Below are 20,661 nucleotides of genomic sequence, written 5' to 3' on the forward strand. Positions count from 1 at the left end.
ATTATTCCTCGATCTCATTCAGATTGCGCCCTGCCAGCGCGGCTTTTACCGTCGAATCCAGGCGGCGAGCCGCGAAAGCATCAGTGACCTGCGACAGCCGCTTGGTCTGCCGCTCGATCGCCAGGCCATCATTGCCCGCCAGCAGATCGCGTAATTCCTGCACCTGCAGCTCGATGACCTCGCGCTCCTCGGCATCCAGCAAACGCTCGCCATCGGCCTGCAGCGCCGCCTCGACCGCCTCGACTAGGCGCTGACCATCGACCTGCTGCTCACGCAGCACGCGGGCAGCCTTGTCGCCTCCAGCATTCTGGAAGGAGTCCTGCAGCATGCGTGCAATTTCGCCATCGGTCAGGCCATAAGACGGCTTGACCTGAATACTCGCCTCAATCCCAGAACTCAGCTCACGCGCTGCGACACTAAGCAGGCCGTCGGCATCGACCTGGAAGGTCACGCGAATCTTCGCCGCGCCGGCCACCATAGGCGGAATACCGCGCAACTCGAAACGCGCCAGGGAGCGGCAGTCGGCAATCAGTTCGCGCTCCCCCTGCAGCACGTGAATCATCATGGCCGTCTGGCCATCCTTGTAGGTGGTGAACTCCTGCGCACGCGCCACCGGGATGGTGGTGTTGCGCGGGATCACCTTCTCCATCAGCCCGCCCATGGTTTCCAGGCCGAGCGACAGGGGGATCACATCCAGCAGGAGCAACTCCTCGCCGTCATCACGCTGATTGCCCGCCAGGGCGTCGGCCTGGATCGCAGCACCAATGGCCACCACCTGATCCGGATCGATATTGGTCAGCGGCGCCCGACCGAACAGTTCGCCGACGGCCTCACGTACACGCGGCACGCGGGTAGAGCCACCAACCATTACGACCGCACCAACCTCTTCCAGCTCGACGCCAGAATCACGCACAGCACGACGACAAGCCTTGAGACTGCGCGCCACCATCGGTTCAATCAGCGCCTCGAACTGCGTGCGCGACAACGAACCTCGCCATTCACCATGGCTCAGCTCGACGCTATCAGCATCCGTCAGCCCTTCTTTGGCCACACAGGCAGCCTGCAGCAGACTACGCTGGGTCGACGGATCAAGATCACTGGAAATACCGGCCTGCTGGATGATCCAGTCGGCTACGGCATGATCGAAGTCGTCACCGCCCAACGCACTGTCGCCGCCGGTAGCCAGCACCTCGAACACACCACCGGTCAGGCGCAGGATAGAAATATCGAAAGTGCCACCACCGAGGTCATAGATAGCAACCACGCCCTCGGCTTTCTGATCCAGACCATAGGCGACTGCAGCGGCGGTAGGCTCATTGAGCAGACGCAGAACGGTCAGGCCGGCCAGACGCGCAGCATCCTTGGTGGCCTGACGCTGAGCGTCATCGAAATAAGCCGGGACGGTAATCACCGCACCGACCAACTCACCACCCAAGGTCTGCTCAGCGCGCAAGCGCAGGGTCTTGAGAATTTCTGCAGAGACTTCAACCGGACTCTTCGCCCCCTGCACCGTCTCGATGAAGGGCATGTGCGACTCGCCTGCAGCGAAGCGGTAAGGCATTTGCTCGCCGAGCTGATGCACGTCGGCGATACCCCGCCCCATCAGGCGCTTGACCGACAACACGGTATTGAGCGGATCGCTGGCGGCCGCAAGTTTGGCTGACTCGCCAACCTCGATGCTTCCAGCATGGTAACGCACGGCAGACGGCAGGATGACCTTGCCATCATCGTCAGCCAGGGGCTCGGCCAGACCACTGCGCACAGCAGCGACCAGAGAGTTGGTGGTACCCAGGTCAATACCCACTGCCAGACGACGCTGGTGCGGTTGCGGGCTCTGCCCGGGCTCGGCGATCTGCAATAAGGCCATGGTCTTCTTGAAATCATCAGGCAGGCTGCCGTCGCAACCTACAGGTTAATCGTCGAGGCGCTCTTCTAACTGGCGCACTTCATGGGAGAGCTTGTCGAGGAACTGCATGCGACGCATCAGACGCTCGGCTTCTTCACGGCGGGCCTCGTCATCCCAGCATGCAGCGAAGTGCTCGTTGAGCTGCTCCTGCGCCGCTTTCAGGCGACGCTTGAAGGCCGCGACACCGGCCAGATCAGCCTCATCCTGCAGTTCCTCCAGCTCTTCGCGCAGCTGCATTTGCTGCAGGAGGAAATCGGGATCCTGCACCGTCACTTCCAGCGGCAACTCGGGGCCACGCATGGCCAGCAGGTAGCGTGCCCGCTGAGACGGAGTTTTCAGAACCTGATAAGCCTCGTTGAGGCAGGCCGAGCGCTCCAGCGCCAAACGCTGCTCACGCTCACCGGCATCGGCAAAGCGATCCGGATGCACCTGGCGCGCCAGCTCACGGTAGCGAGCGGCCAGTTGCTCCATATCGAGACGAAAGCTCGGCTGCAGGTCGAACAGGGCGAAATGACAAGGATTACCCACGCGAGCGCCTCAAACGTTGAAGCTTTCGCCGCAACCGCATTCGCCGCGCACGTTAGGGTTGATGAACTTGAAGCCCTCGTTGAGGCCTTCCTTGACGAAGTCCAACTCGGTGCCATCGAGATAGACCAGGCTCTTGGGATCGATGATCACCTTGACGCCATGACTCTCGAATACCTGATCCTCTGCCGCCAGCTCATCGACGAACTCGAGCACGTAGGCCAGGCCGGAGCAACCGGTAGTGCGCACCCCGAGGCGAATGCCCTCGCCCTTGCCGCGCCCATCAAGAGAGCGTTGCACGTGGCGGGCAGCTGCTTCAGACATGGTGATGGCCATTACAAACCTCGTATCAGAGCAAGCCTTTCTTCTGCTTGTAGTCGCGCACAGCAGCCTTGATGGCATCTTCAGCGAGTACAGAGCAGTGAATTTTCACTGGCGGCAGGGCCAGTTCTTCGGCGAGCTGGGTGTTCTTGATGCTCTCGGCCTCATCGAGGGTCTTGCCCTTCATCCACTCGGTCGCGAGGGAGCTGGAGGCGATAGCCGAGCCGCAGCCGTAGGTCTTGAACTTGGCGTCTTCGATAACGCCACTTTCGCTGACCTTGATCTGCAGGCGCATCACGTCGCCACAGGCCGGCGCACCGACCATGCCGGTACCAACGTCAGGATCTTCGGCGTTAAGCTTGCCGACGTTACGCGGATTTTCGTAGTGGTCGATGACCTTGTCACTGTAAGCCATGTTGTACTTCCTCTCTCATCAGGTGCCGCTCTCCGGCGAACCGCTTGAAACCAAACGATTCGCCTCGGCAGCTTTTAGTGTGCTGCCCATTCCACGGAAGAAATGTCGACACCTTCTTTGAACATATCCCACAGGGGCGACAGTTCGCGCAGCTTGTCCACGGCCTCACGGACCTTGGCAGCGGCGTAGTCGACCTCTTCTTCGGTAGTGAAACGACCGAAGGTGAAGCGGATCGAGCTGTGTGCCAGTTCATCATTGCGGCCCAGGGCGCGCAGCACGTAGGACGGCTCCAGGGAAGCCGAGGTGCAAGCAGAACCGGACGATACAGCGAGATCCTTGAGCGCCATGATCAGCGACTCACCCTCGACGTAGTTGAAACTCAGGTTGAGGTTGTGCGGCACGCGAGCAGTTAGGCTGCCATTCACGTAAAGCTCTTCCATATCTTCCAACTGGCGGTAGAAACGATCACGCAGAGCCGCGATACGCTGGTTCTCTGCCGCCATCTCTTCCTTGGCGATACGGAATGCTTCACCCATACCGACGCACTGGTGAGTGGCCAGAGTGCCCGAGCGCATACCGCGCTCGTGACCGCCACCGTGAGTCTGCGCTTCCAGACGCACACGCGGCTTGCGGCGCACGTAAAGGGCACCGACGCCCTTGGGGCCGTAGGTCTTGTGCGCGGAGAAGGACATCAGATCGACCTTCATCTTTTCCAGATCGATTTCGACCTTGCCGGTGGACTGCGCAGCATCGACGTGCAGCAGCACACCGCGCGAGCGGGTCAGCTCGCCGATGGCAGCGATGTCGTTGATGGTGCCGATTTCGTTGTTGACGTGCATGAGGGACACCAGGGTAGTGTCATCGCGCAGCACCGCCTCGACCATGGCTGGCGTAATCAGGCCGTCTTCGCCCGGTTCCAGATAGGTCACTTCGAAACCTTCACGCTCGAGTTGGCGAGTGGTATCCAGTACCGCCTTGTGCTCGATCTTCGAGGTGATGATGTGCTTGCCCTTGCTGGCATAGAAGTGCGCTACGCCCTTGATCGCCAGGTTGTCGGACTCGGTAGCACCGCTGGTCCAGACGATCTCACGCGGATCAGCATTGACCAGCTCGGCGACCTGGCGACGGGAATTTTCCACCGCTTCTTCGGCCTTCCAGCCGAACACGTGGGAGCGCGAAGCCGGGTTGCCAAAGTTACCGTCGACCAGCAGGCATTCACTCATCTTCTGCGCAACGCGCGGATCTACCGGCGTGGTGGCGGAATAATCGAGGTAAATGGGCAATTTCATTGGGTTTCTCCTATCAGGCAAACGCCCTGCTCAGTCGATGGCAGACGCTTCAATCTTATCCAGGCGCGGCGTCCTGCCATTGCAGCGGCGCTGATCCTGGCGCAACGCGACCTCTTGAACCTCACGGCGCGCAACCAAATCAGCCAGGCTGATGCCACTGAGGAACTCATGAATCTGCTGACTGAGATCGCACCACAGGTGATGGGTCAGGCAGGTGTCGCCAGAGTGGCAATCACCTTGCCCCTGGCAACGCGTGGCATCTACCGACTCGTTGACCGCATCGATCACCTGAGCCACCTGAATGCCGCGCATGTCACGCGAAAGCTGATAGCCGCCACCCGGCCCGCGAACACTGGAAACCAGACTGCCACGGCGCAGCTTGGCGAACAGTTGCTCGAGATAAGACAGGGAGATGCCCTGCCGCTCGGATATATCGGCCAGGGAAACGGGACCGTGCTGTGCGTGCAACGCCAGATCTAGCATGGCGGTAACGGCGTAACGGCCTTTGGTGGTCAGTCGCATGGCTCTACCACGAATCACTGAATTGCGACGAAGTATGCGATTCCCGAGTATTTAAGTCAACTATAAGACCGATTGATTTACTCAGGATTGACCGCGAAAAGAGGCGGCATCATAGCAAATGCCGCCCCTGCGCGCATCAGGCAGCAGGCTTGTCGCCCTGCCCCTTGCACACCTCGGCGAAGTCCTCGTCACGCAATGCAGGCAGCGCCTTGGCGCGGTAGTCGCAATCCATCGAGTCCAGCGCCTTGCTGACATCCTCGAGCCGCCCGTCGACAGCATGCAGATGATCGAGCAACTGGCCGATGGCGCGCGCTACCGGGTCGGGCATGTCCTGACCAACGCCGTAGGCATCGAAACCGATCTTCTCGGCCATGGCCTGACGCTTGGCTTCCTGCTCGTCATCGGACTTGACGATTATCTTGCCGGGAATGCCGACCGCAGTCGCCCCCGCCGGCACAGCCTTGGTCACCACCGCATTGGAACCGATCTTGGCCCCGGCACCGACCGTGAACGGCCCCAGCACCTTGGCGCCAGCGCCAACCACAACACCATCTTCCAGAGTGGGATGGCGCTTGCCCTTGTTCCAACTGGTGCCACCCAGAGTCACGCCCTGATAGAGCGTGACGTCATTACCGATCTCGGCAGTCTCGCCGATGACGATGCCCATGCCATGATCGATGAAGAAGCGTCGCCCGATCTTCGCCCCCGGGTGAATTTCGATACCGGTCATCCAGCGCCCGAAGCTCGACACCACGCGCGCCAGCCACTTCCAGCCCGAACGCCACAATGCATGCGCCACACGATGCAGCCATACCGCATGCAATCCCGGATAGCAGGTCACCACCTCGAAGGCATTGCGCGCCGCCGGGTCACGGTGAAAAACGCTCTGTATATCCTCTCGAATGCGTTCAAACATCAGACTTCCCCTGTTTATGAGGCTCTCCACGCACGGCCTTCTCTGTCTCGGTAAGGATGCCGCGCAGGATATTCATCTCCAACTTGCTCACCGCACTGCGTCCATAAAGCCGACGCAAGCGAGTCATCAGGTGCCGCGGCCTCTGGGGATCGAGAAAACCGATCATCACCAGAACTCGACGCAAATGTCCGTAGAAGGACTCCAGCTCATCTGCCGTCGCCGCCTGCGAATTGCGCGTTGTGGTCGCCTCCAGCTTCTCCGCCTTGGTCGGCAGACTCGAAGCTGCCAACCAGGCCATGCGCACCTCATAGGCCAGCACCTGCACCGCCGCCGCCAGGTTCAGCGAACTGAACTCAGGGTTGGACGGGATATGCACGTGGTATTGACATCGCTGTAGTTCCTCGTTGGTCAAACCGGCGTATTCACGCCCGAATACCAACGCCACTTCACTACCAGCAGCGGCCTGCTCACAACTGGTCACGCCGCACTCGCGCGGATCCAGCAGCGGCCAGGGAATACGCCGATCACGCGCACTGGTACCAATCACCAGAGTGCAACCGACCAGCGCCTCTTCAAGACTACCAACGACCTGCGCAGCATCCAGCACGTCGGTCGCACCGGACGCGCGCGCCACCGCCTCGGCACTGGGAAAATCCTCCGGCTCGACCAGCACCAGGCGCGACAGGCCCATGTTTTTCATCGCCCGCGCAGCACCGCCGATATTGCCCGGATGACTGGTGCCCACCAAAACGACGCGAATATTGTCCAGCAACGCAGACACTCTCAGAAACGATTAGGGGCAACGATCTTACCCAAGCCCTTGTGTGATTGCCATGCGGGGTACAGACGGCGCTTCATCGGCAACGGTTTTCTGCTAACATGGCCGGCTTTCTTTAACGCCCCAGGTGAACCTCCCATGCAGCCCATGCTGAATATCGCCCTGCGCGCCGCTCGCAGCGCCGGTGAAATGATCTTTCGCTCCATCGAGCGCCTGGATGTCATCTCGGTAGACGAGAAGGATGCCAAGGATTACGTCACCGAGGTCGACAAGGCCGCCGAGCTGATGATCGTCCAAGCCATTCGCAAGGCCTACCCGACCCACAGCTTCCTGGGCGAAGAAGGTGGCGTGCTTGAGGGCAGCGGCGACGGCGCCGACTATCAGTGGATCATCGACCCGCTGGACGGCACCACCAACTTCATCCGCGGCGTTCCACACTTCGCCATCAGCATTGCCTGCAAATACCGCGGTCGCCTCGAGCACGCCATCGTCCTCGACCCGGTGCGCCAGGAAGAATTCACCGCCAGCCGCGGCCGTGGCGCCGCCCTCAATGGCCGCCGTCTGCGCGTGAGCAACCGCAAGAGCCTGGACGGCGCACTGCTAGGCACTGGCTTCCCGTTCCGCAACGAGCAGCTGGATAACCTCGAGAACTACCTGGGCATGTTCCGCAGCCTGGTCGGCCAGACCGCCGGTGTACGCCGTGCCGGCGCCGCCAGCCTGGATCTGGCTTATGTCGCAGCCGGCCGTTACGACGCCTTCTGGGAGTTCGGCCTGTCCGAGTGGGACATGGCAGCTGGCGCCCTGCTGATTCAGGAAGCAGGCGGCCTGGTCAGCGATTTCACCGGCGGCCACGAATTCCTCGAGAAAGGCCAGATCGTTGCCGGCAACACCAAATGCTTCAAGGCCGTACTGACCGCGATCCAGCCACACCTGGCACCCTCGATGAAGCGCTGAGCTTCCATCGAGCAATAAAAAAACGCCCCGAGGGGCGTTTTTTTATTGCTCCAGATTCTTACTGGGCCTGCTGCACCAGTACCAGTTCACCCTGCTTGTTGACCGGGATACGACTGCCTGGATCACGATCCATGCGCACGTTGCCGACCTTTTCACCCAGCTGGTACTTCACGTCGTAGCCCACCAGTTTCTCGCTGGTATCGGTCACGGTGTTGCAGCGGGTTTCAGTGGTGGTGTAGGTGTCACGCTGCTGCATGCCCTCCTGCACCTTGTTGCCGGCATAACCGCCGCCAACTGCACCGGCTACTGTAGCGATCTTCTTGCCAGTGCCGCCGCCGATCTGGTTACCCAGCAGACCACCCGCGATGGCGCCGATGGCAGTACCGGCAATCTGGTGCTGATCCTGCACCGGACGCTGACGGGTAACTGCCACGTCCTTACACACTTCGCGCGGCGTTTTCACGGTTTCATTGATCGGGGTTACGGCCAGCACCTCGGCGTAGTCCGGACCACGATCAACCAGACTGTACGTGGCAACAGCACCACCAGCGGTCACACCCACAGCACCCAGTACGGCACCTACCAACAGTGATTTATTCATTTTTTGTGTCTCCTAGGCTCGGCGACTCGCGCCCTTCTCCCTGCCTGGGACAGCAAAAAGCCGCGACAAGTTCGACTTGTCGCGGCTTTCGCTGACTTTCATGAAGCCCATCACAACATCACGGACGGCCGTCGTCAGCCTCAGCCTCGGCCACAGGAGGAATCAAATCCTCCACGCTGAGCTTCAGCCACACCAGCACCGTGGCGCCGATGTAGACCGACGAGTAGGTGCCTACCACTACACCGACCAACAGGGTCAGAGCGAAGGCCGCCAATACGTCACCGCCGAAGAACAGCAGCGCCAACAAGGCCAGCGCAGTGGACAACGAAGTAGCGATCGTACGCAAAAGGGTCTGGGTGATCGAAACGTCGATGTTCTCGATCAACGAGGTCTTGCGCAGTACACGGAAGTTCTCACGAATTCGGTCGTAGATGATGATGGTGTCGTTGAGCGAGTAACCGATCATCGCCAGTACCGCCGCCAGCACCGTCAAATCGAACGGCACCTGGAAGAACGCCAGCACACCCAGGGTGATCACCACGTCGTGCACCAGCGACGCGATCGCACCGACACCAAACTTCCACTGAAAGCGGAAAGCCAGGTAGAGCATGATCCCGCCCAGCGCCAGGAGCATGGCAATGCCGCCCTGGTCGCGCAGCTCCTCACCTACCTGCGGGCCGACGAACTCAACGCGCTTGACCTCGAAGCGTGCCGCCTCATCGACCTTGCGCAGCGCAGCCGCGACCTCATTACCCAGGTCAGGGGAATCGCCAGCCAGACGCACCAGCACATCGGTACTGGCACCGAAGCTCTGCACCACAGCATCGGCATAACCTGCCTGACCCAACTCGGTCTTGATCAGATCGAGATTGGCCGGCTGCTCATATTGCAGCTCAATCAGCGTACCGCCGGTGAAATCCAGGCCGAAATTCAGCCCCTTGGCAAACAGCGCGCCGAGACCGATCAGCGTCAGCACGACCGTAATGGAGAAGGCGATATTGCGGATCGCCATGAAACGAATGGTTGACTTGATCATGGCTGCACCTCAGATCCACAGCTTCTTGAAGTTACGGCCACCGAAGATCAGGTTGACCAGGCCACGGGTGAACATGATGGCGGTGAACATCGACGTAATGATGCCCAGCGACAGTGTCACCGCGAAGCCTTTCACCGGACCGGTCCCCATCGCGAACAGGATGCCGCCCACCAACAAGGTGGTCAGGTTACTGTCGAGAATTGCCGAATAGGCACGATCGAAGCCCTCGTGCAGAGCACGCTGCACCGGCAGTCCATTGGCCAACTCCTCGCGTATCCGCGAGAAAATCAGCACGTTGGCGTCAACCGCCATACCCAGAGTCAAGACGATACCGGCGATACCGGGCAGGGTCAGGGTCGCACCAATGGCCGACATCAGACCGACCAGCAGCACCAGGTTGAACGCCAGGGCAACGGTCGCCAGCACACCGAAGAAGCGATAGATGGCGATGATGAAGATAGCCACGAAGATCATCGCCCACTCGGTGGAGGCGATACCCTTGGCAATGTTTTCGGCACCCAGGCTCGGGCCAATGGTGCGCTCTTCAGCGAAGTACATCGGCGCTGCCAGACCACCAGCACGCAGCAGCAGCGCAAGCTCGGAAGACTCGCCCTGACCGTTCAGGCCGGTGATGCGGAACTGGCTGCCCAGCGCCGACTGGATAGTCGCCAGGCTGATGATCTTCTTCTCTTCGACGAACGAGGAGATAGCCACTTCCTGCTCGACGCCGTCGACGCTCTGACGCACGTAGCGAGTGACCGGCCTCTGCTCGATGAAGATCACCGCCATGCTGCGACCGACGTTGTTACGCGTGGCGCGGTTCATCAGATCACCGCCATGACCGTCGAGGCGAATGTTCACCTGCGGGCGACCATTCTCGTCGAAACTGGCCTGGGCGTCGGTCACCTGATCACCGGTGATGATCAGTTCACGCTCGAGCTGCACCGGCGGACGACCTTCCTCGCGGAAGCCGAAGGACTCGGTCGCGCCGCGCGGCGCATCGAGATCGGCCTGCAGGCGGAACTCGAGGTTGGCGGTCTTGCCGAGAATACGCTTGGCTTCTGCGGTGTCCTGCACACCCGGCAGCTCGACCACGATGCGGTTGGCACCCTGACGCTGCACCAGCGGCTCGGCTACGCCCAGCTCATTGACGCGGTTACGTACAGTGGTGAGGTTCTGGCGAATGGAATATTCACGAATCTCGGCGATTTTCGCTTGAGTCAGACCCAACTGCAGAATCTGCTGGCCGCCACGCTCGACAGTGGTCAGTTCGAAATCGCTGTAATCCTTGCGAATCAGGCGCTGCGCCTTGTCCAGCGTATCGCTGTCGGCGAAGCCGAGCTGAATCCGGCTATTGCTCTCCGGCATGCTGCGGTAGCGAATACGCTCCTTGCGCAACAGGCTCTTGATCTCACCTTCATAGACCTTGCGGCGCACATCCAGCGCCTTGTCCATGTCGACTTCCAACAGGAAGTGCACACCGCCGGACAGGTCCAGGCCGAGCTTCATCGGGCTCGCACCCAGGTTACGCAGCCAGTCGGGGGTGGTTTGCGCCAGGTTCAGCGCCACAACGTAATCATCGCCCAGTGCACGACGGACGATGTCCTTGGCCGGCAACTGGTCATCCTGCTTGGTCAGACGAATCAGGCCACCGCGGCCACGCTCGTCGATGCTGGCAGTTTTGACGGCAATACCGGCGTCCTGCAGCGCTTTGCTGGCACGGTCGACATCGATCTGCTCGATGCTCAGCGCCGAACTGGCGCCACTGATCTGCACGGCAGGATCGTCTGGATAAAGGTTGGGAATGGAGTACACCAGGCCGATTGCCAGAACGGACACAATCAGCAGGTATTTCCACAGAGGGTATTTATTGAGCATGAACGAGCCGCCCGCTTATGACGCAGGGCGCTAAAGTGCACCTCTAAAAACTACCTGCGTTGCCATCGCTGCGTTAAAAACAGGCTCAAAATGCTCATTTACAACACGCCTGTTTTTGCCTTGCGCTGGCTGCCTCGCCTACGTTTTTAGAAGTGCCCTAAAGCGCCCCGTCGATATGGAAACTAAGAACTGAATCAGATGGCTTTCAGCGTGCCCTTGGGCAGAGTGGCAGCGATGGCCTGCTTCTGGAATTTCAGCTCGACAGTGTCAGACACTTCGATAACCACGAAATCGTCGGCAACCTTGGATACCTTGCCAGCGATACCACCGCTGGTGACCACTTCGTCGCCCTTCTGCAGGCCGCCGAGCAGGTTCTTGTGTTCCTTGGCGCGCTTGGCCTGCGGACGCCAGATCATCAGATAGAAGATGACCAGAAAGCCAATCAGGAAAACCCACTCGAAACCGCTGCCGGCAGGGCCAGCAGCGGCGGTGTCAGCGTAAGCGGCGGGGATGAAAAAGCTCATGTAACACTCCTAATGGAAAGGATCTTGAATCGTTCAGGAATCAGTCAAGCGGCGGCACAGGCAGGCCACGCTTGGCATAGAAGGTTTCGACGAAGGCGGCCAATGTACCCTGTTGGATAGCCTCGCGCAAACCAGCCATAACCCGCTGATAATGCCGCAAGTTATGGATGGTATTGAGCATGCTACCGAGCATTTCGCCGCACTTGTCCAGATGGTGCAGATAAGCGCGCGAGAAATGTTTGCAGGTGTAACAGTCGCAGGTCGGGTCCAGCGGCGAATCATCGTGTTTATGTACGGCGTTGCGAATCTTCACCACGCCGGTATCGACGAACAGGTGGCCGTTACGCGCATTACGGGTGGGCATCACGCAGTCGAACATGTCCACGCCACGACGCACGCCCTCGACCAGGTCTTCCGGCTTGCCCACACCCATCAGGTAGCGCGGCTTGTCGGCCGGCATGTGCGGCGGCAGGAAGTCCAGCACGCGGATCATCTCTTCCTTCGGCTCACCGACCGACAGCCCGCCGATGGCCAGGCCGTCGAAGCCGGTCTCGCAAAGCCCTTCGAGCGACCGCATGCGCAGTTCTTCGTGCATGCCACCCTGGACGATGCCGAACAGCGCAGCGGTACTTTCGCCATGTGCAGTCTTGGAGCGCTTGGCCCAACGCAGCGACAGCTCCATGGAACGCTTGGCCACGTCGAACTCGGCCGGGTACGGCGTGCATTCATCGAAGATCATCACGATGTCCGAGCCCAGGTCACGCTGCACCTGCATCGACTCTTCCGGCCCCATGAAGACCTTGGCGCCATCGACCGGCGAAGCGAAGTACACGCCCTCTTCCTTGATCTTGCGCATCGCACCGAGGCTGAACACCTGGAAGCCACCAGAGTCGGTCAGGATCGGCCCCTGCCACTGCATGAAGTCGTGCAGGTCGCCATGTTTCTTGATCACCTCCATCCCCGGGCGCAGCCACAGGTGGAATGTATTGCCGAGGATGATCTGCGCGCCGATATCCTCGACGTCGCGCGGCAGCATGCCCTTGACCGTGCCGTAGGTGCCCACCGGCATGAAGGCCGGAGTTTCCACCACGCCACGCGGGAAGGTCAGGCGACCACGACGGGCCTTGCCGTCGGTAGCCAGCAACTCGAAGGACATGCGACAGGTGCGCGACATACTCAAACCTCGGGCCCGCGCGCGGCGGGATTGCGGGTGATGAACATGGCATCACCGTAACTGAAGAAGCGATAGCCCTGCGCCACGGCCTCGCGGTAAGCGGCCATGGTCTCGGGGTAACCGGCAAAGGCCGACACCAGCATCAGCAGGGTCGACTCGGGCAGGTGGAAATTGGTCACCAGGGCATCGACCACATGAAATGGGCGGCCTGGATAGATAAAGATGTCGGTATCGCCACTGAAGGGCTTCAACTCACCGTCTCGCGCGGCAGTTTCCAGCGAGCGCACGCTGGTGGTGCCCACCGCGACCACGCGACCGCCGCGGGCGCGACAGGCTGCCACGGCGTCGACCACATCCTGGCCGACCTCCAACCACTCACTGTGCATGTGGTGATCTTCAATCCGCTCAACCCGAACCGGCTGGAAGGTACCGGCGCCAACGTGAAGCGTCACGAACGCGGTGTCCACACCCTTGGCGCGGATCGCCGCCAGCAGTTCGTCATCGAAGTGCAGGCCCGCAGTCGGCGCAGCCACGGCCCCCGCCTTCTGCGCATAGACGGTCTGATAGCGCTCGCGATCCGCCTCGTCATCCGGCCGATCTATATAAGGAGGCAGCGGCATATGGCCGACACGCTCCAGCAGCGGCAGTACCGGCTCGGCAAAACGCAGCTCGAACAGCGCGTCGTGACGCGCGACCATCTCGGCCTCACCACCGCCGTCGATGAGAATCTGCGAACCGGGCTTGGGCGATTTGCTCGAACGCACGTGGGCCAGCACGCGGTACTGATCCAGCACGCGCTCCACCAGCACTTCGAGCTTGCCGCCAGAGGCCTTCTGACCGAACAGGCGCGCCGGAATCACTCGGGTGTTGTTGAACACCATGAGATCACCCGGACGAAGCTGCTCCAGCACATCGGTGAACTGGCCGTGGCGCAGCGTGCCGCTAGGGCCATCGAGCTGCAGTAGACGGCTGGCACGACGCTCGGCCAGGGGATGACGAGCGATCAGCGACTCGGGAAGGTCGAAGTGGAAATCGGCAACACGCATGATTCGGAGGGGTAATTTTGCAGGGTGGCAGAGCTTACCGGATTTCCACTTGGCCGGCCACGTGAGCCTGCGGCGCATACCTGGCGACGATACGAGCCAGCGTGCCATCGGCCTGCAAGGACAGGATGGCAGCATTGAATGCATCGAGCCGGCCCGCAAAGTCTCGATGCAAACGCAAGCGCAGCTGAGAGCGATTGACCGTCGGCCCCTCCTCGACCTGCCAGCGTGACGCCTGCAGTTGCGCGTCTTCATGCTGAAGATAACGCCACTCCAAGCGATCCAGAATCCCGGCCTCACTACGCCCCTGCGCCACCAGATAGATCAGCGCCCGCACATCGGCCCCATCGTTGCGCTGAAAGTACTCACTGCCGGCGTAACCATAACCACGCACCGTGGCAATCGAACGCCCCTGCAGGTCCTGCAGACGCTGATAGGCAAAGCGCCTGCCAGGCGCGAAGATCAGCATTTCCTCGGCCTGCAGAACCGGCACTGTCCACAGCGAGACTTCGGCCCGCTCGGCGTCGCTACGCCAATTCTTGCTCACACAGCACTCGATCTGCAGATACCCCTCACGGAACAGCTTCTGCGTACGCAAAGGCGGCTGCGGATGACTGGCTTGCAGTTGTTCAGGCAAACGCTCATCCAGCGCGAGCATTAGCTCATGGAAGATGCCGCTGACCCGCTGATCCTCGACAATCCAGTACGGCATCCAGCTTTCATCGGTCACGGCATAGGTCAGCGTTCCGGCCTGCGCAACAGGCGCAAGTAGCAGACCGGCAACAAGTGCACCACGCAAGACGTTGATCACTCCCCCTCCCAACATTGGACTGCCCCGACACCTTTATATACGCCACACCCAGCGCACTTGATGACAGCTGGCGATTCTAGCCGCAACGACGCAATCAAAGCCGGATGCCACTAGCTGCGCCATTGGCCGTTAGTAGATCAACCGATCACTGCACTAACGCCGATTGACCGACGCCAGGCGCATCCCTATACTGCGCCGCCATTGTGCCCCGGTGGCGGAATCGGTAGACGCGGCGGATTCAAAATCCGTTTTCGAAAGGAGTGGGAGTTCGAGTCTCCCCCGGGGCACCACGATTCGAAGCCCGCAAGACATTGTCTTGCGGGCTTTTTCGTATCTGCGCGAACAACTTGGGCAATTGTTGCAAGCATGTTGCCGAAAAACTTTTCCGACACCCCGACAAGCCCCGCAAAACCTGGCCGGCGACCTTGCTGGCGGGGGTTGGCAATTGCGCAAAAGTTAGCGTAGAGTGAGTCAACTGTTTGCATGGGTCGCTGTGAATCGTGACTCTGGTGCAGCAGATCATCTAGATCCGCTACATCCCGCTCGACTTCTATTACTCCTTGCAACCAGTCTCAGCCCTCTATACTTGGAGGCTGTCATCAACTCTAGTTTCAAGGAAAAAGACATGTCGAATCGTCAGAACGGTACCGTCAAGTGGTTTAACGACGAGAAAGGTTTTGGTTTTATCACTCCCGAAAGCGGTCCGGATCTGTTCGTGCACTTCCGCGCGATCGAAGGTAACGGCTTCAAGAGCCTGAAAGAAGGCCAGAAAGTCAGCTTCGTAGCTGTGCAAGGTCAAAAAGGCATGCAGGCTGACCAGGTTCAAGTCCTGGGCTAATCGCCGCTGCTTTGAAGAACCCCTGATATCAGTCAGGGGTTTTTTTTGCCTGTCATTTCTGTAACTCACCTTTCGCAGCGCCAGGTTACAGATAGCCCACGTACATCTTTATATCGATCGCAAAGTCGCGGTTAGCAGGCTGTTAGAATGGCGCGCACTTTCGTCTCAGCGAGCCCATCATGCCGAAACACCAATTACGTCCGCAGGGAGACTTCCCCACTGCCGGGCTGATTCGTCGCCTGGCGGCCCTCTTCTACGACTTCCTACTCTGCGTGGCACTGATCATGGTGGTCACCCTGATCTATCAACAGGGCATCCTGCGCCTGATTCACGGCGGCGATGCACTGATGGCCATGGCCGAGGCCGGCGCCCTGGATCATGACCCGATTCTCGCCAGCCTGGTGCTGCTGTCGCTGTTCGCCTTCTTCGCCAAGTTCTGGACGCACAATGGCCAGACACTGGGCATGCAGGCCTGGGGGCTACGCATCCAGAATGCCGATGGCAGCGCCATCGACCTGTGGCAGGCACTGCTGCGCTTCGTGGTCGCCATTGGCTCCTGGCTGTTCGCCGGCCTGGGATTCCTCTGGCTACTGTGGGACAAGCAGGGCCGCACCTGGCACGACATCTACTCCGACAGCCGCATGGTGCAGTTACCGAAGAACATTCACAAAAAATAGCCCAGAGCAGATGCAAAAAAGCCGGTTCAATGAACCGGCTTTTTCATGCCCCTCATCGACTCATCCAGCTCGGCGCAGCAGCCAAACCCCGGCCAACGCACAGATACCGGCCGGCACCAGCACCGCCAGCAGCGGCGAGAAACCGAATACCAAGCTCGATGGGCCCAGCAGGTCCTGAGCGATACGGAAGATGAAGCCTACCAGCACACCAGTAAATACGCGCTGCCCCAGTGTCACCGAGCGCAGCGGACCGAAGATGAAGGAGATCGCCATCAAGACCAGCGCGCCGGTTACCAGCGGCTGCAGCACCTTGGTCCAGAACGCCAGCCAGTAGCGCGCATTGTTCAGACCCTGCTCACCGAGATAATGGATGTACTGCCACAGCCCGGTCACTGACAGCGCCTCAGGCTCCATCACCACGGTACCGAGCAGCTCCGGATTGAGTTCGATCTCCCAGCGTTCTTCCGGCTGGTTGATCACCTCGGAACGGTCCTCATGCAGCACGGTGGTCTGCACGTTGCGCAGCATCCAGTGGTTGTCACGGTATTCGGCGCGACGGGCGAAACTGGAGGAAAGCAGACGACGCTCGTCATCGAAGCGGTAACGCGTAACCCCGAGCAGGACGCCATTGGGCTGCACGGCGTTGATGTGCACGTATTCCTGCCCCTGACGGTGCCACATACCGCGCTTGGAGCTCTGCGCCGCACCGCCACCCTGAGCCAGGGCGCGATCCGCCTGCGCCTGGTTTTCGGTCAGCGGCGCAACGTATTCGCCGATCAGAATGCCGGCCAGCATCAGCACCAGCATGGGCTTCATTACCGCCCAAACGATGCGCCCGATGGAAACACCCGCCGCACGCATGATGGTCAGCTCGCTGTTGCTGGCGAGCGTGCCAAGACCGATCAGGCAACCGATCAGCGCCGCCATCGGCAGCATCTCGTAGGCGCGACGCGGCGCGGTCAGCAAGACGTACCAGAGCGCCTGACCAAGACCGTAATCGCCCTTGTTCAGGTCGCCCAACTCGTCGATGAAAGCGAACAGCAGTGCCAGGCCGAGAATGATGCCCAGCACCGCCAGAATGGCGAAGAACACCTGGGTGCCAATGTAGCGATCCAACTTAGCCATGAGCCACCTCCGACACCGGCGCACGACGACTGGCCCACCACAGACTCAGACGCTCCCAATACAACAACAGCATGCCGATGGCGAAGAAGATGCCATGCACCCACCACAACCCCAGCGCCGCCGGCAAACGGCCCTTGTCCAGCGCGCCACGAGCGGCGATCAGCAGGCCGAGGTAAGCCATATAGAGGAAGATAGCCGGCAACAGTTTGAGGAAGCGGCCCTGACGCGGATTGACCTTCGACAGCGGCACGGCCAGCAGGGTGACGATGAACACCAGCAACGGCAGTGACAGGCGCCATTGCAACTCGGCCTGCATGCGCGGGTCGTCGCTGCCGAACAGCTCACGTGTCGGCGTCGCCTCGCGCTCACTGGCCTCGATGGCGACCTCCGGCTTGGGCAGCAACACGCCATAGGTGTCGTACTGGATGGCCCGATAATCGGCCTCGCCCGGCTCGCCGTCATAGCGATAGCCGTTTTCCAGAATCAGATAGCGGCTGCCATCTTCCTGAATTTCCTGACGACCACTCTCGGCTACCAGCACGGTAATGCCACGCTCCGAGGTGCCGTCAGTGGAGAAGCGCTTCTCCGACATGAACACGCCACGCAGCTCGCTGCGATCAGACGACAGCTCCTGCGAGTAGGTCACTCGCGATCCATCGCGCAGCGACTGGAAGCGCCCCGGTACCAGAGTATCGAGTTCGGTCAGGGCGTCCTGCTCGTTGAGGATACGCGCCACACTGGCCACACCTTGTGGCGCCAGGCCCATGCTCAGCCAGCCCACCAGCAGCGCGACGATCAGCGCCGGCGCCATGCTGTAGACGGTGAGGCGCTGCTGACTGACGCCAGTGGCCGACAGCACGGTCATCTCGCTATCGAGATACAGGCGCCCGTAGGCCAGCAGGAAACCGAGGAACAGGCCGAGCGGCAGGATCAGTTGCAGGAAGCCGGGAATCCGGTAACCCATGATCAGAAACAGCACACCAGGATCGAGTACACCCTGTGCGGCCTGGGCCAGATATTTGATGAAACGACCGCTCATGATGATCACCAGCAGCACGGCACTCACCGCACTGAGGGTCACCAGCACTTCACGGGACAGATAACGGAAGACGATCAAACCGGACGCTCCAGGGTTGTCAGGCTCAGGCGCGAGCGCTCACACTAGCTGCACCTACTTGCCGGCCCACCGCAGGGTGGACCCTCGAAAAATGGCGGTCATTATCCGTCAAACCCGACTCTTTGTCTTGGGGACAGCTCACTATGGAATTCCTCGTCAAAAGCACCCGTGCAGAAACCCTGAAAACCGCGACCCTGGTCGTCGCCATTGGTGAAGGCCGCAAGCTCGGCGACACCGCGAAGGCCGTCGACCTGGCCAGCAACGGTGCGCTCAGCGCCGTGCTCAAGCGCGGCGACATCGCCGGCAAGCCGGGCCAGACCCTGCTGCTGCACAGCCTGCCGGGGCTCAAGGCCGATCGCTTGCTGTTGGTGGGCTGCGGCAAGGGTGATCTATCCGACCGTCAACTGCGCAAGTTGGTTGCAAGCGTGCATGGCGTACTCAAAGGCCTGGGCGGTAGTGATGCCCTGCTCGCACTGGGTGAGCTCAAGGTCAAGGGCCGCGACAGCTACGGCAAGACCCGCCTGATCGTCGAGACCCTGGCCGATGGCACCTATCTGTTCGAGCAGTTCAAGAGCCAGAAAGCTGACCCACGCGCACTGAAGAAAATCACCCTGGTTGTCGACAAGGCCGAGCTGGCCGATGCCGAACGCGGCCTGCAGCATGCCCGCGCCATCGCCAGCGGCGTCGCCTTCACCAAGGATCTGGGCAACCTGCCGCCAAACCTCTGCCACCCCAGCTACCTGGCTGAAGAAGCCAAGGCTTTGGGCAAGGCGCACAAGAACCTCAAGGTCGAAATCCTCGACGAGAAGAAACTCAAGGAGCTCGGCGCCGGCGCCTTCCTCGCCGTAGCCCAGGGCAGCGAACAGCCGCCGCGGATGATCGTCATGCACTACCAGGGCGGCAAGAAGGATGACAAACCCTTCGCCCTGGTCGGCAAGGGCATCACCTTCGATACCGGCGGCATCAGCATCAAGCCGGCTGCCGGCATGGACGAGATGAAGTACGACATGTGCGGCGCCGCCAGCGTTTTCGGCACCCTCAAGGCCGTGTTGGAGTTACAACTGCCAATCAACCTGGTGTGCCTGCTGGCCTGCGCCGAGAACATGCCCAGCGGCCGTGCGACCCGTCCTGGCGACATCGTCACCACCATGAGCGGGCAGACCGTTGAAATTCTCAACACCGACGCCGAAGGCCGTCTGGTGCTGTGCGACACCCTGACCTACGCCGAGCGCTTCAAGCCGCAGGCGGTAATCGATATCGCTACCCTCACCGGTGCCTGCATCGTCGCCCTGGGCAGCAATGTCTCCGGCCTGATGGGCAACAACGACGCGCTGGTCAAGCAGATCCTCAAGGCTGGCGAAAGCGCCGACGACCGCGCCTGGCAACTGCCGCTGCACGACGAGTATCAGGAGCAGCTGGACAGCCCCTTCGCCGACATCGCCAATATCGGCGGGCCGAAGGCCGGCACCATCACCGCAGGCTGCTTCCTGTCGCGCTTTGCCAAGAACTTCCATTGGGCGCACCTGGATATCGCCGGCACCGCCTGGATCAGCGGCGGAAAGGACAAGGGCGGCACTGGCCGTCCGGTGCCGATGCTGACCCAGTACCTGCTGGATCGCGCCAAGGTCTGATGCGCCTGTAGCCCGGGCACAGTTCGGGCTACGATGGATATCGTAGGAGCGAGCTCTGCTCGCGAAGCTTTTGTATTGCCAAGATTCGCGAGCAGAGCTCACTCCTACAGCCGCCCTTCAACATCGAAAATCTTCAGATGCCCAGAATCGAGTTCTACGTCCTCTCTTCCAATGACGCCACGGGCCGCTTGCGTGCGGCCTGCCAACTGGCGCTCAAGGCCTGGAGTGCCGGCCTGCCGGTGTTCGTTCGCGGCAGCGACGAGGCGCAGTGTGGTGAACTCGACGAACTGCTGTGGACGTTCAAAGCCGAACGCTTCGTACCCCATGACCTGCACCATGAAGCGCCACTGTCACCCGTGGTACTGGGCATCGACGAAGTGCCGAGCACCGAGCAGGGCGTGCTGATCAACTTAGGCAGCAGTCTGTCGCCGCATGTCGAGCGCTTTTCCCGCATCATCGAGATCGTCAATCAACAGCCCGAGTTGCTGAGCGCCTGTCGCGAGAATTTCCGTACTTATCGCCAGCGCGGGTATGATCCGCAACGCGTCGAACTTTAGTGTCCGTGCACGCTCACAACACA

The 20,661-nt window shown here is 60.7% G+C and carries 22 protein-coding genes and 1 tRNA gene; 6 read left to right on the forward strand and 17 right to left on the reverse strand.

The features are described from left to right. Nucleotide 1: 1 nt before the first annotated feature. The 8 genes from hscA to trmJ all read right to left on the reverse strand — a co-directional run bounded on the left by hscA (nucleotide 2) and on the right by trmJ (nucleotide 6,666). A complete protein-coding gene (gene hscA, locus EGJ86_RS15840; protein ID WP_125835777.1) occupies nucleotides 2-1,867 on the reverse strand; it encodes a Fe-S protein assembly chaperone HscA in 1,866 nt (621 codons plus the stop codon). Between the two features lie 45 nt (nucleotides 1,868-1,912). After that, a complete protein-coding gene (hscB, locus tag EGJ86_RS15845) occupies nucleotides 1,913-2,434 on the reverse strand; it encodes a co-chaperone HscB (protein ID WP_106734649.1) in 522 nt (173 codons plus the stop codon). Nucleotides 2,435-2,443: 9 nt separating this feature from the next. Beyond that, nucleotides 2,444-2,767 (reverse strand): iron-sulfur cluster assembly protein IscA, encoded by a 324-nt coding sequence (gene iscA / locus EGJ86_RS15850; RefSeq protein ID WP_090336089.1) that lies wholly within the window; start codon nucleotides 2,765-2,767, stop codon nucleotides 2,444-2,446. A gap of 13 nt (nucleotides 2,768-2,780) precedes the next feature. Next, nucleotides 2,781-3,167: a Fe-S cluster assembly scaffold IscU gene (iscU, locus tag EGJ86_RS15855; protein ID WP_017362576.1), complete on the reverse strand. Its 387-nt coding sequence runs from the start codon at nucleotides 3,165-3,167 to the stop codon at nucleotides 2,781-2,783. A 74-nt stretch (nucleotides 3,168-3,241) separates the two neighbouring features. Beyond that, the gene (locus EGJ86_RS15860; RefSeq protein WP_099526567.1) at nucleotides 3,242-4,456 is read right to left on the reverse strand and encodes an IscS subfamily cysteine desulfurase; all 1,215 of its coding nucleotides are present in this window, start codon (nucleotides 4,454-4,456) and stop codon (nucleotides 3,242-3,244) included. Nucleotides 4,457-4,486: 30 nt separating this feature from the next. Continuing rightward, nucleotides 4,487-4,978, reverse strand: a complete 492-nt coding sequence (gene iscR, locus EGJ86_RS15865; protein WP_075749285.1) for a Fe-S cluster assembly transcriptional regulator IscR — start codon at nucleotides 4,976-4,978, stop codon at nucleotides 4,487-4,489. 136 nt (nucleotides 4,979-5,114) lie between these two features. After that, entirely contained in the window at nucleotides 5,115-5,894 is a 780-nt protein-coding gene (gene cysE, locus EGJ86_RS15870) for a serine O-acetyltransferase (RefSeq protein ID WP_125835778.1), read from the reverse strand. Next, the gene (gene trmJ / locus EGJ86_RS15875; RefSeq protein WP_177429690.1) at nucleotides 5,887-6,666 is read right to left on the reverse strand and encodes a tRNA (cytosine(32)/uridine(32)-2'-O)-methyltransferase TrmJ; all 780 of its coding nucleotides are present in this window, start codon (nucleotides 6,664-6,666) and stop codon (nucleotides 5,887-5,889) included. The genes cysE and trmJ overlap by 8 nt, the downstream gene beginning before the upstream one ends. Nucleotides 6,667-6,810: 144 nt before the next feature. Between trmJ and suhB the strand changes: the two genes are divergently transcribed. Then, on the forward strand, nucleotides 6,811-7,626 hold the full coding sequence (gene suhB, locus EGJ86_RS15880) for an inositol-phosphate phosphatase (protein WP_079782978.1): 816 nt from the start codon (nucleotides 6,811-6,813) through the stop codon (nucleotides 7,624-7,626). A gap of 58 nt (nucleotides 7,627-7,684) precedes the next feature. On the opposite strand, the gene EGJ86_RS15885 is transcribed toward suhB, so the two are convergent. From EGJ86_RS15885 to EGJ86_RS15915, 7 genes are all read right to left on the reverse strand, one after another. Further along, nucleotides 7,685-8,227 (reverse strand): glycine zipper 2TM domain-containing protein, encoded by a 543-nt coding sequence (locus EGJ86_RS15885; protein WP_037001940.1) that lies wholly within the window; start codon nucleotides 8,225-8,227, stop codon nucleotides 7,685-7,687. A 118-nt stretch (nucleotides 8,228-8,345) separates the two neighbouring features. Next, on the reverse strand, nucleotides 8,346-9,263 hold the full coding sequence (gene secF / locus EGJ86_RS15890) for a protein translocase subunit SecF (RefSeq protein WP_125835779.1): 918 nt from the start codon (nucleotides 9,261-9,263) through the stop codon (nucleotides 8,346-8,348). 9 nt (nucleotides 9,264-9,272) lie between these two features. Further along, nucleotides 9,273-11,141: a protein translocase subunit SecD gene (gene secD / locus EGJ86_RS15895; RefSeq protein WP_106734644.1), complete on the reverse strand. Its 1,869-nt coding sequence runs from the start codon at nucleotides 11,139-11,141 to the stop codon at nucleotides 9,273-9,275. A gap of 194 nt (nucleotides 11,142-11,335) precedes the next feature. After that, nucleotides 11,336-11,665: a preprotein translocase subunit YajC gene (yajC, locus tag EGJ86_RS15900; RefSeq protein WP_037001935.1), complete on the reverse strand. Its 330-nt coding sequence runs from the start codon at nucleotides 11,663-11,665 to the stop codon at nucleotides 11,336-11,338. 40 nt (nucleotides 11,666-11,705) lie between these two features. Next, a complete protein-coding gene (gene tgt / locus EGJ86_RS15905) occupies nucleotides 11,706-12,821 on the reverse strand; it encodes a tRNA guanosine(34) transglycosylase Tgt (protein ID WP_125835797.1) in 1,116 nt (371 codons plus the stop codon). Between the two features lie 20 nt (nucleotides 12,822-12,841). Next, nucleotides 12,842-13,885 (reverse strand): tRNA preQ1(34) S-adenosylmethionine ribosyltransferase-isomerase QueA, encoded by a 1,044-nt coding sequence (gene queA / locus EGJ86_RS15910; RefSeq protein WP_125835780.1) that lies wholly within the window; start codon nucleotides 13,883-13,885, stop codon nucleotides 12,842-12,844. A gap of 34 nt (nucleotides 13,886-13,919) precedes the next feature. Continuing rightward, nucleotides 13,920-14,693 carry an ABC transporter substrate-binding protein gene (locus EGJ86_RS15915; protein ID WP_256672458.1) on the reverse strand — a complete coding sequence of 258 codons (774 nt, stop codon included), beginning with the start codon at nucleotides 14,691-14,693 and terminating at the stop codon, nucleotides 13,920-13,922. A gap of 205 nt (nucleotides 14,694-14,898) precedes the next feature. On the opposite strand from EGJ86_RS15915, the gene EGJ86_RS15920 reads away from it, so the two are divergent. The 3 genes from EGJ86_RS15920 to EGJ86_RS15930 all read left to right on the forward strand — a co-directional run bounded on the left by EGJ86_RS15920 (nucleotide 14,899) and on the right by EGJ86_RS15930 (nucleotide 16,208). Further along, a tRNA-Leu gene (locus EGJ86_RS15920) sits at nucleotides 14,899-14,983 on the forward strand. A gap of 335 nt (nucleotides 14,984-15,318) precedes the next feature. Continuing rightward, entirely contained in the window at nucleotides 15,319-15,531 is a 213-nt protein-coding gene (locus tag EGJ86_RS15925) for a cold-shock protein (RefSeq protein ID WP_003459665.1), read from the forward strand. Between the two features lie 179 nt (nucleotides 15,532-15,710). Next, complete coding sequence (locus EGJ86_RS15930; protein ID WP_106734595.1) at nucleotides 15,711-16,208, forward strand: RDD family protein; 498 nt, start codon at nucleotides 15,711-15,713, stop codon at nucleotides 16,206-16,208. Between the two features lie 60 nt (nucleotides 16,209-16,268). Here the strand turns inward: EGJ86_RS15930 and lptG are convergent, their stop codons facing one another. Both lptG and lptF read right to left on the reverse strand, forming a co-directional pair. Continuing rightward, nucleotides 16,269-17,333, reverse strand: a complete 1,065-nt coding sequence (gene lptG, locus EGJ86_RS15935; protein WP_125835782.1) for an LPS export ABC transporter permease LptG — start codon at nucleotides 17,331-17,333, stop codon at nucleotides 16,269-16,271. Beyond that, nucleotides 17,326-18,450 carry an LPS export ABC transporter permease LptF gene (gene lptF / locus EGJ86_RS15940; protein ID WP_125835783.1) on the reverse strand — a complete coding sequence of 375 codons (1,125 nt, stop codon included), beginning with the start codon at nucleotides 18,448-18,450 and terminating at the stop codon, nucleotides 17,326-17,328. The genes lptG and lptF overlap by 8 nt, the downstream gene beginning before the upstream one ends. 143 nt (nucleotides 18,451-18,593) lie before the next feature. On the opposite strand from lptF, the gene EGJ86_RS15945 reads away from it, so the two are divergent. Together EGJ86_RS15945 and EGJ86_RS15950 are read left to right on the forward strand one after the other, a co-directional pair. Continuing rightward, nucleotides 18,594-20,081 (forward strand): leucyl aminopeptidase, encoded by a 1,488-nt coding sequence (locus EGJ86_RS15945; RefSeq protein WP_125835784.1) that lies wholly within the window; start codon nucleotides 18,594-18,596, stop codon nucleotides 20,079-20,081. Between the two features lie 137 nt (nucleotides 20,082-20,218). Continuing rightward, a complete protein-coding gene (locus tag EGJ86_RS15950) occupies nucleotides 20,219-20,638 on the forward strand; it encodes a DNA polymerase III subunit chi (protein WP_003459656.1) in 420 nt (139 codons plus the stop codon). The last annotated feature ends 23 nt before the right edge of the window (nucleotides 20,639-20,661 follow it).

Origin of the sequence: Pseudomonas sp. o96-267, assembly GCF_003935465.1 — a bacterium.
Classification (GTDB): Bacteria; Pseudomonadota; Gammaproteobacteria; order Pseudomonadales; family Pseudomonadaceae; genus Aquipseudomonas; species Aquipseudomonas sediminis.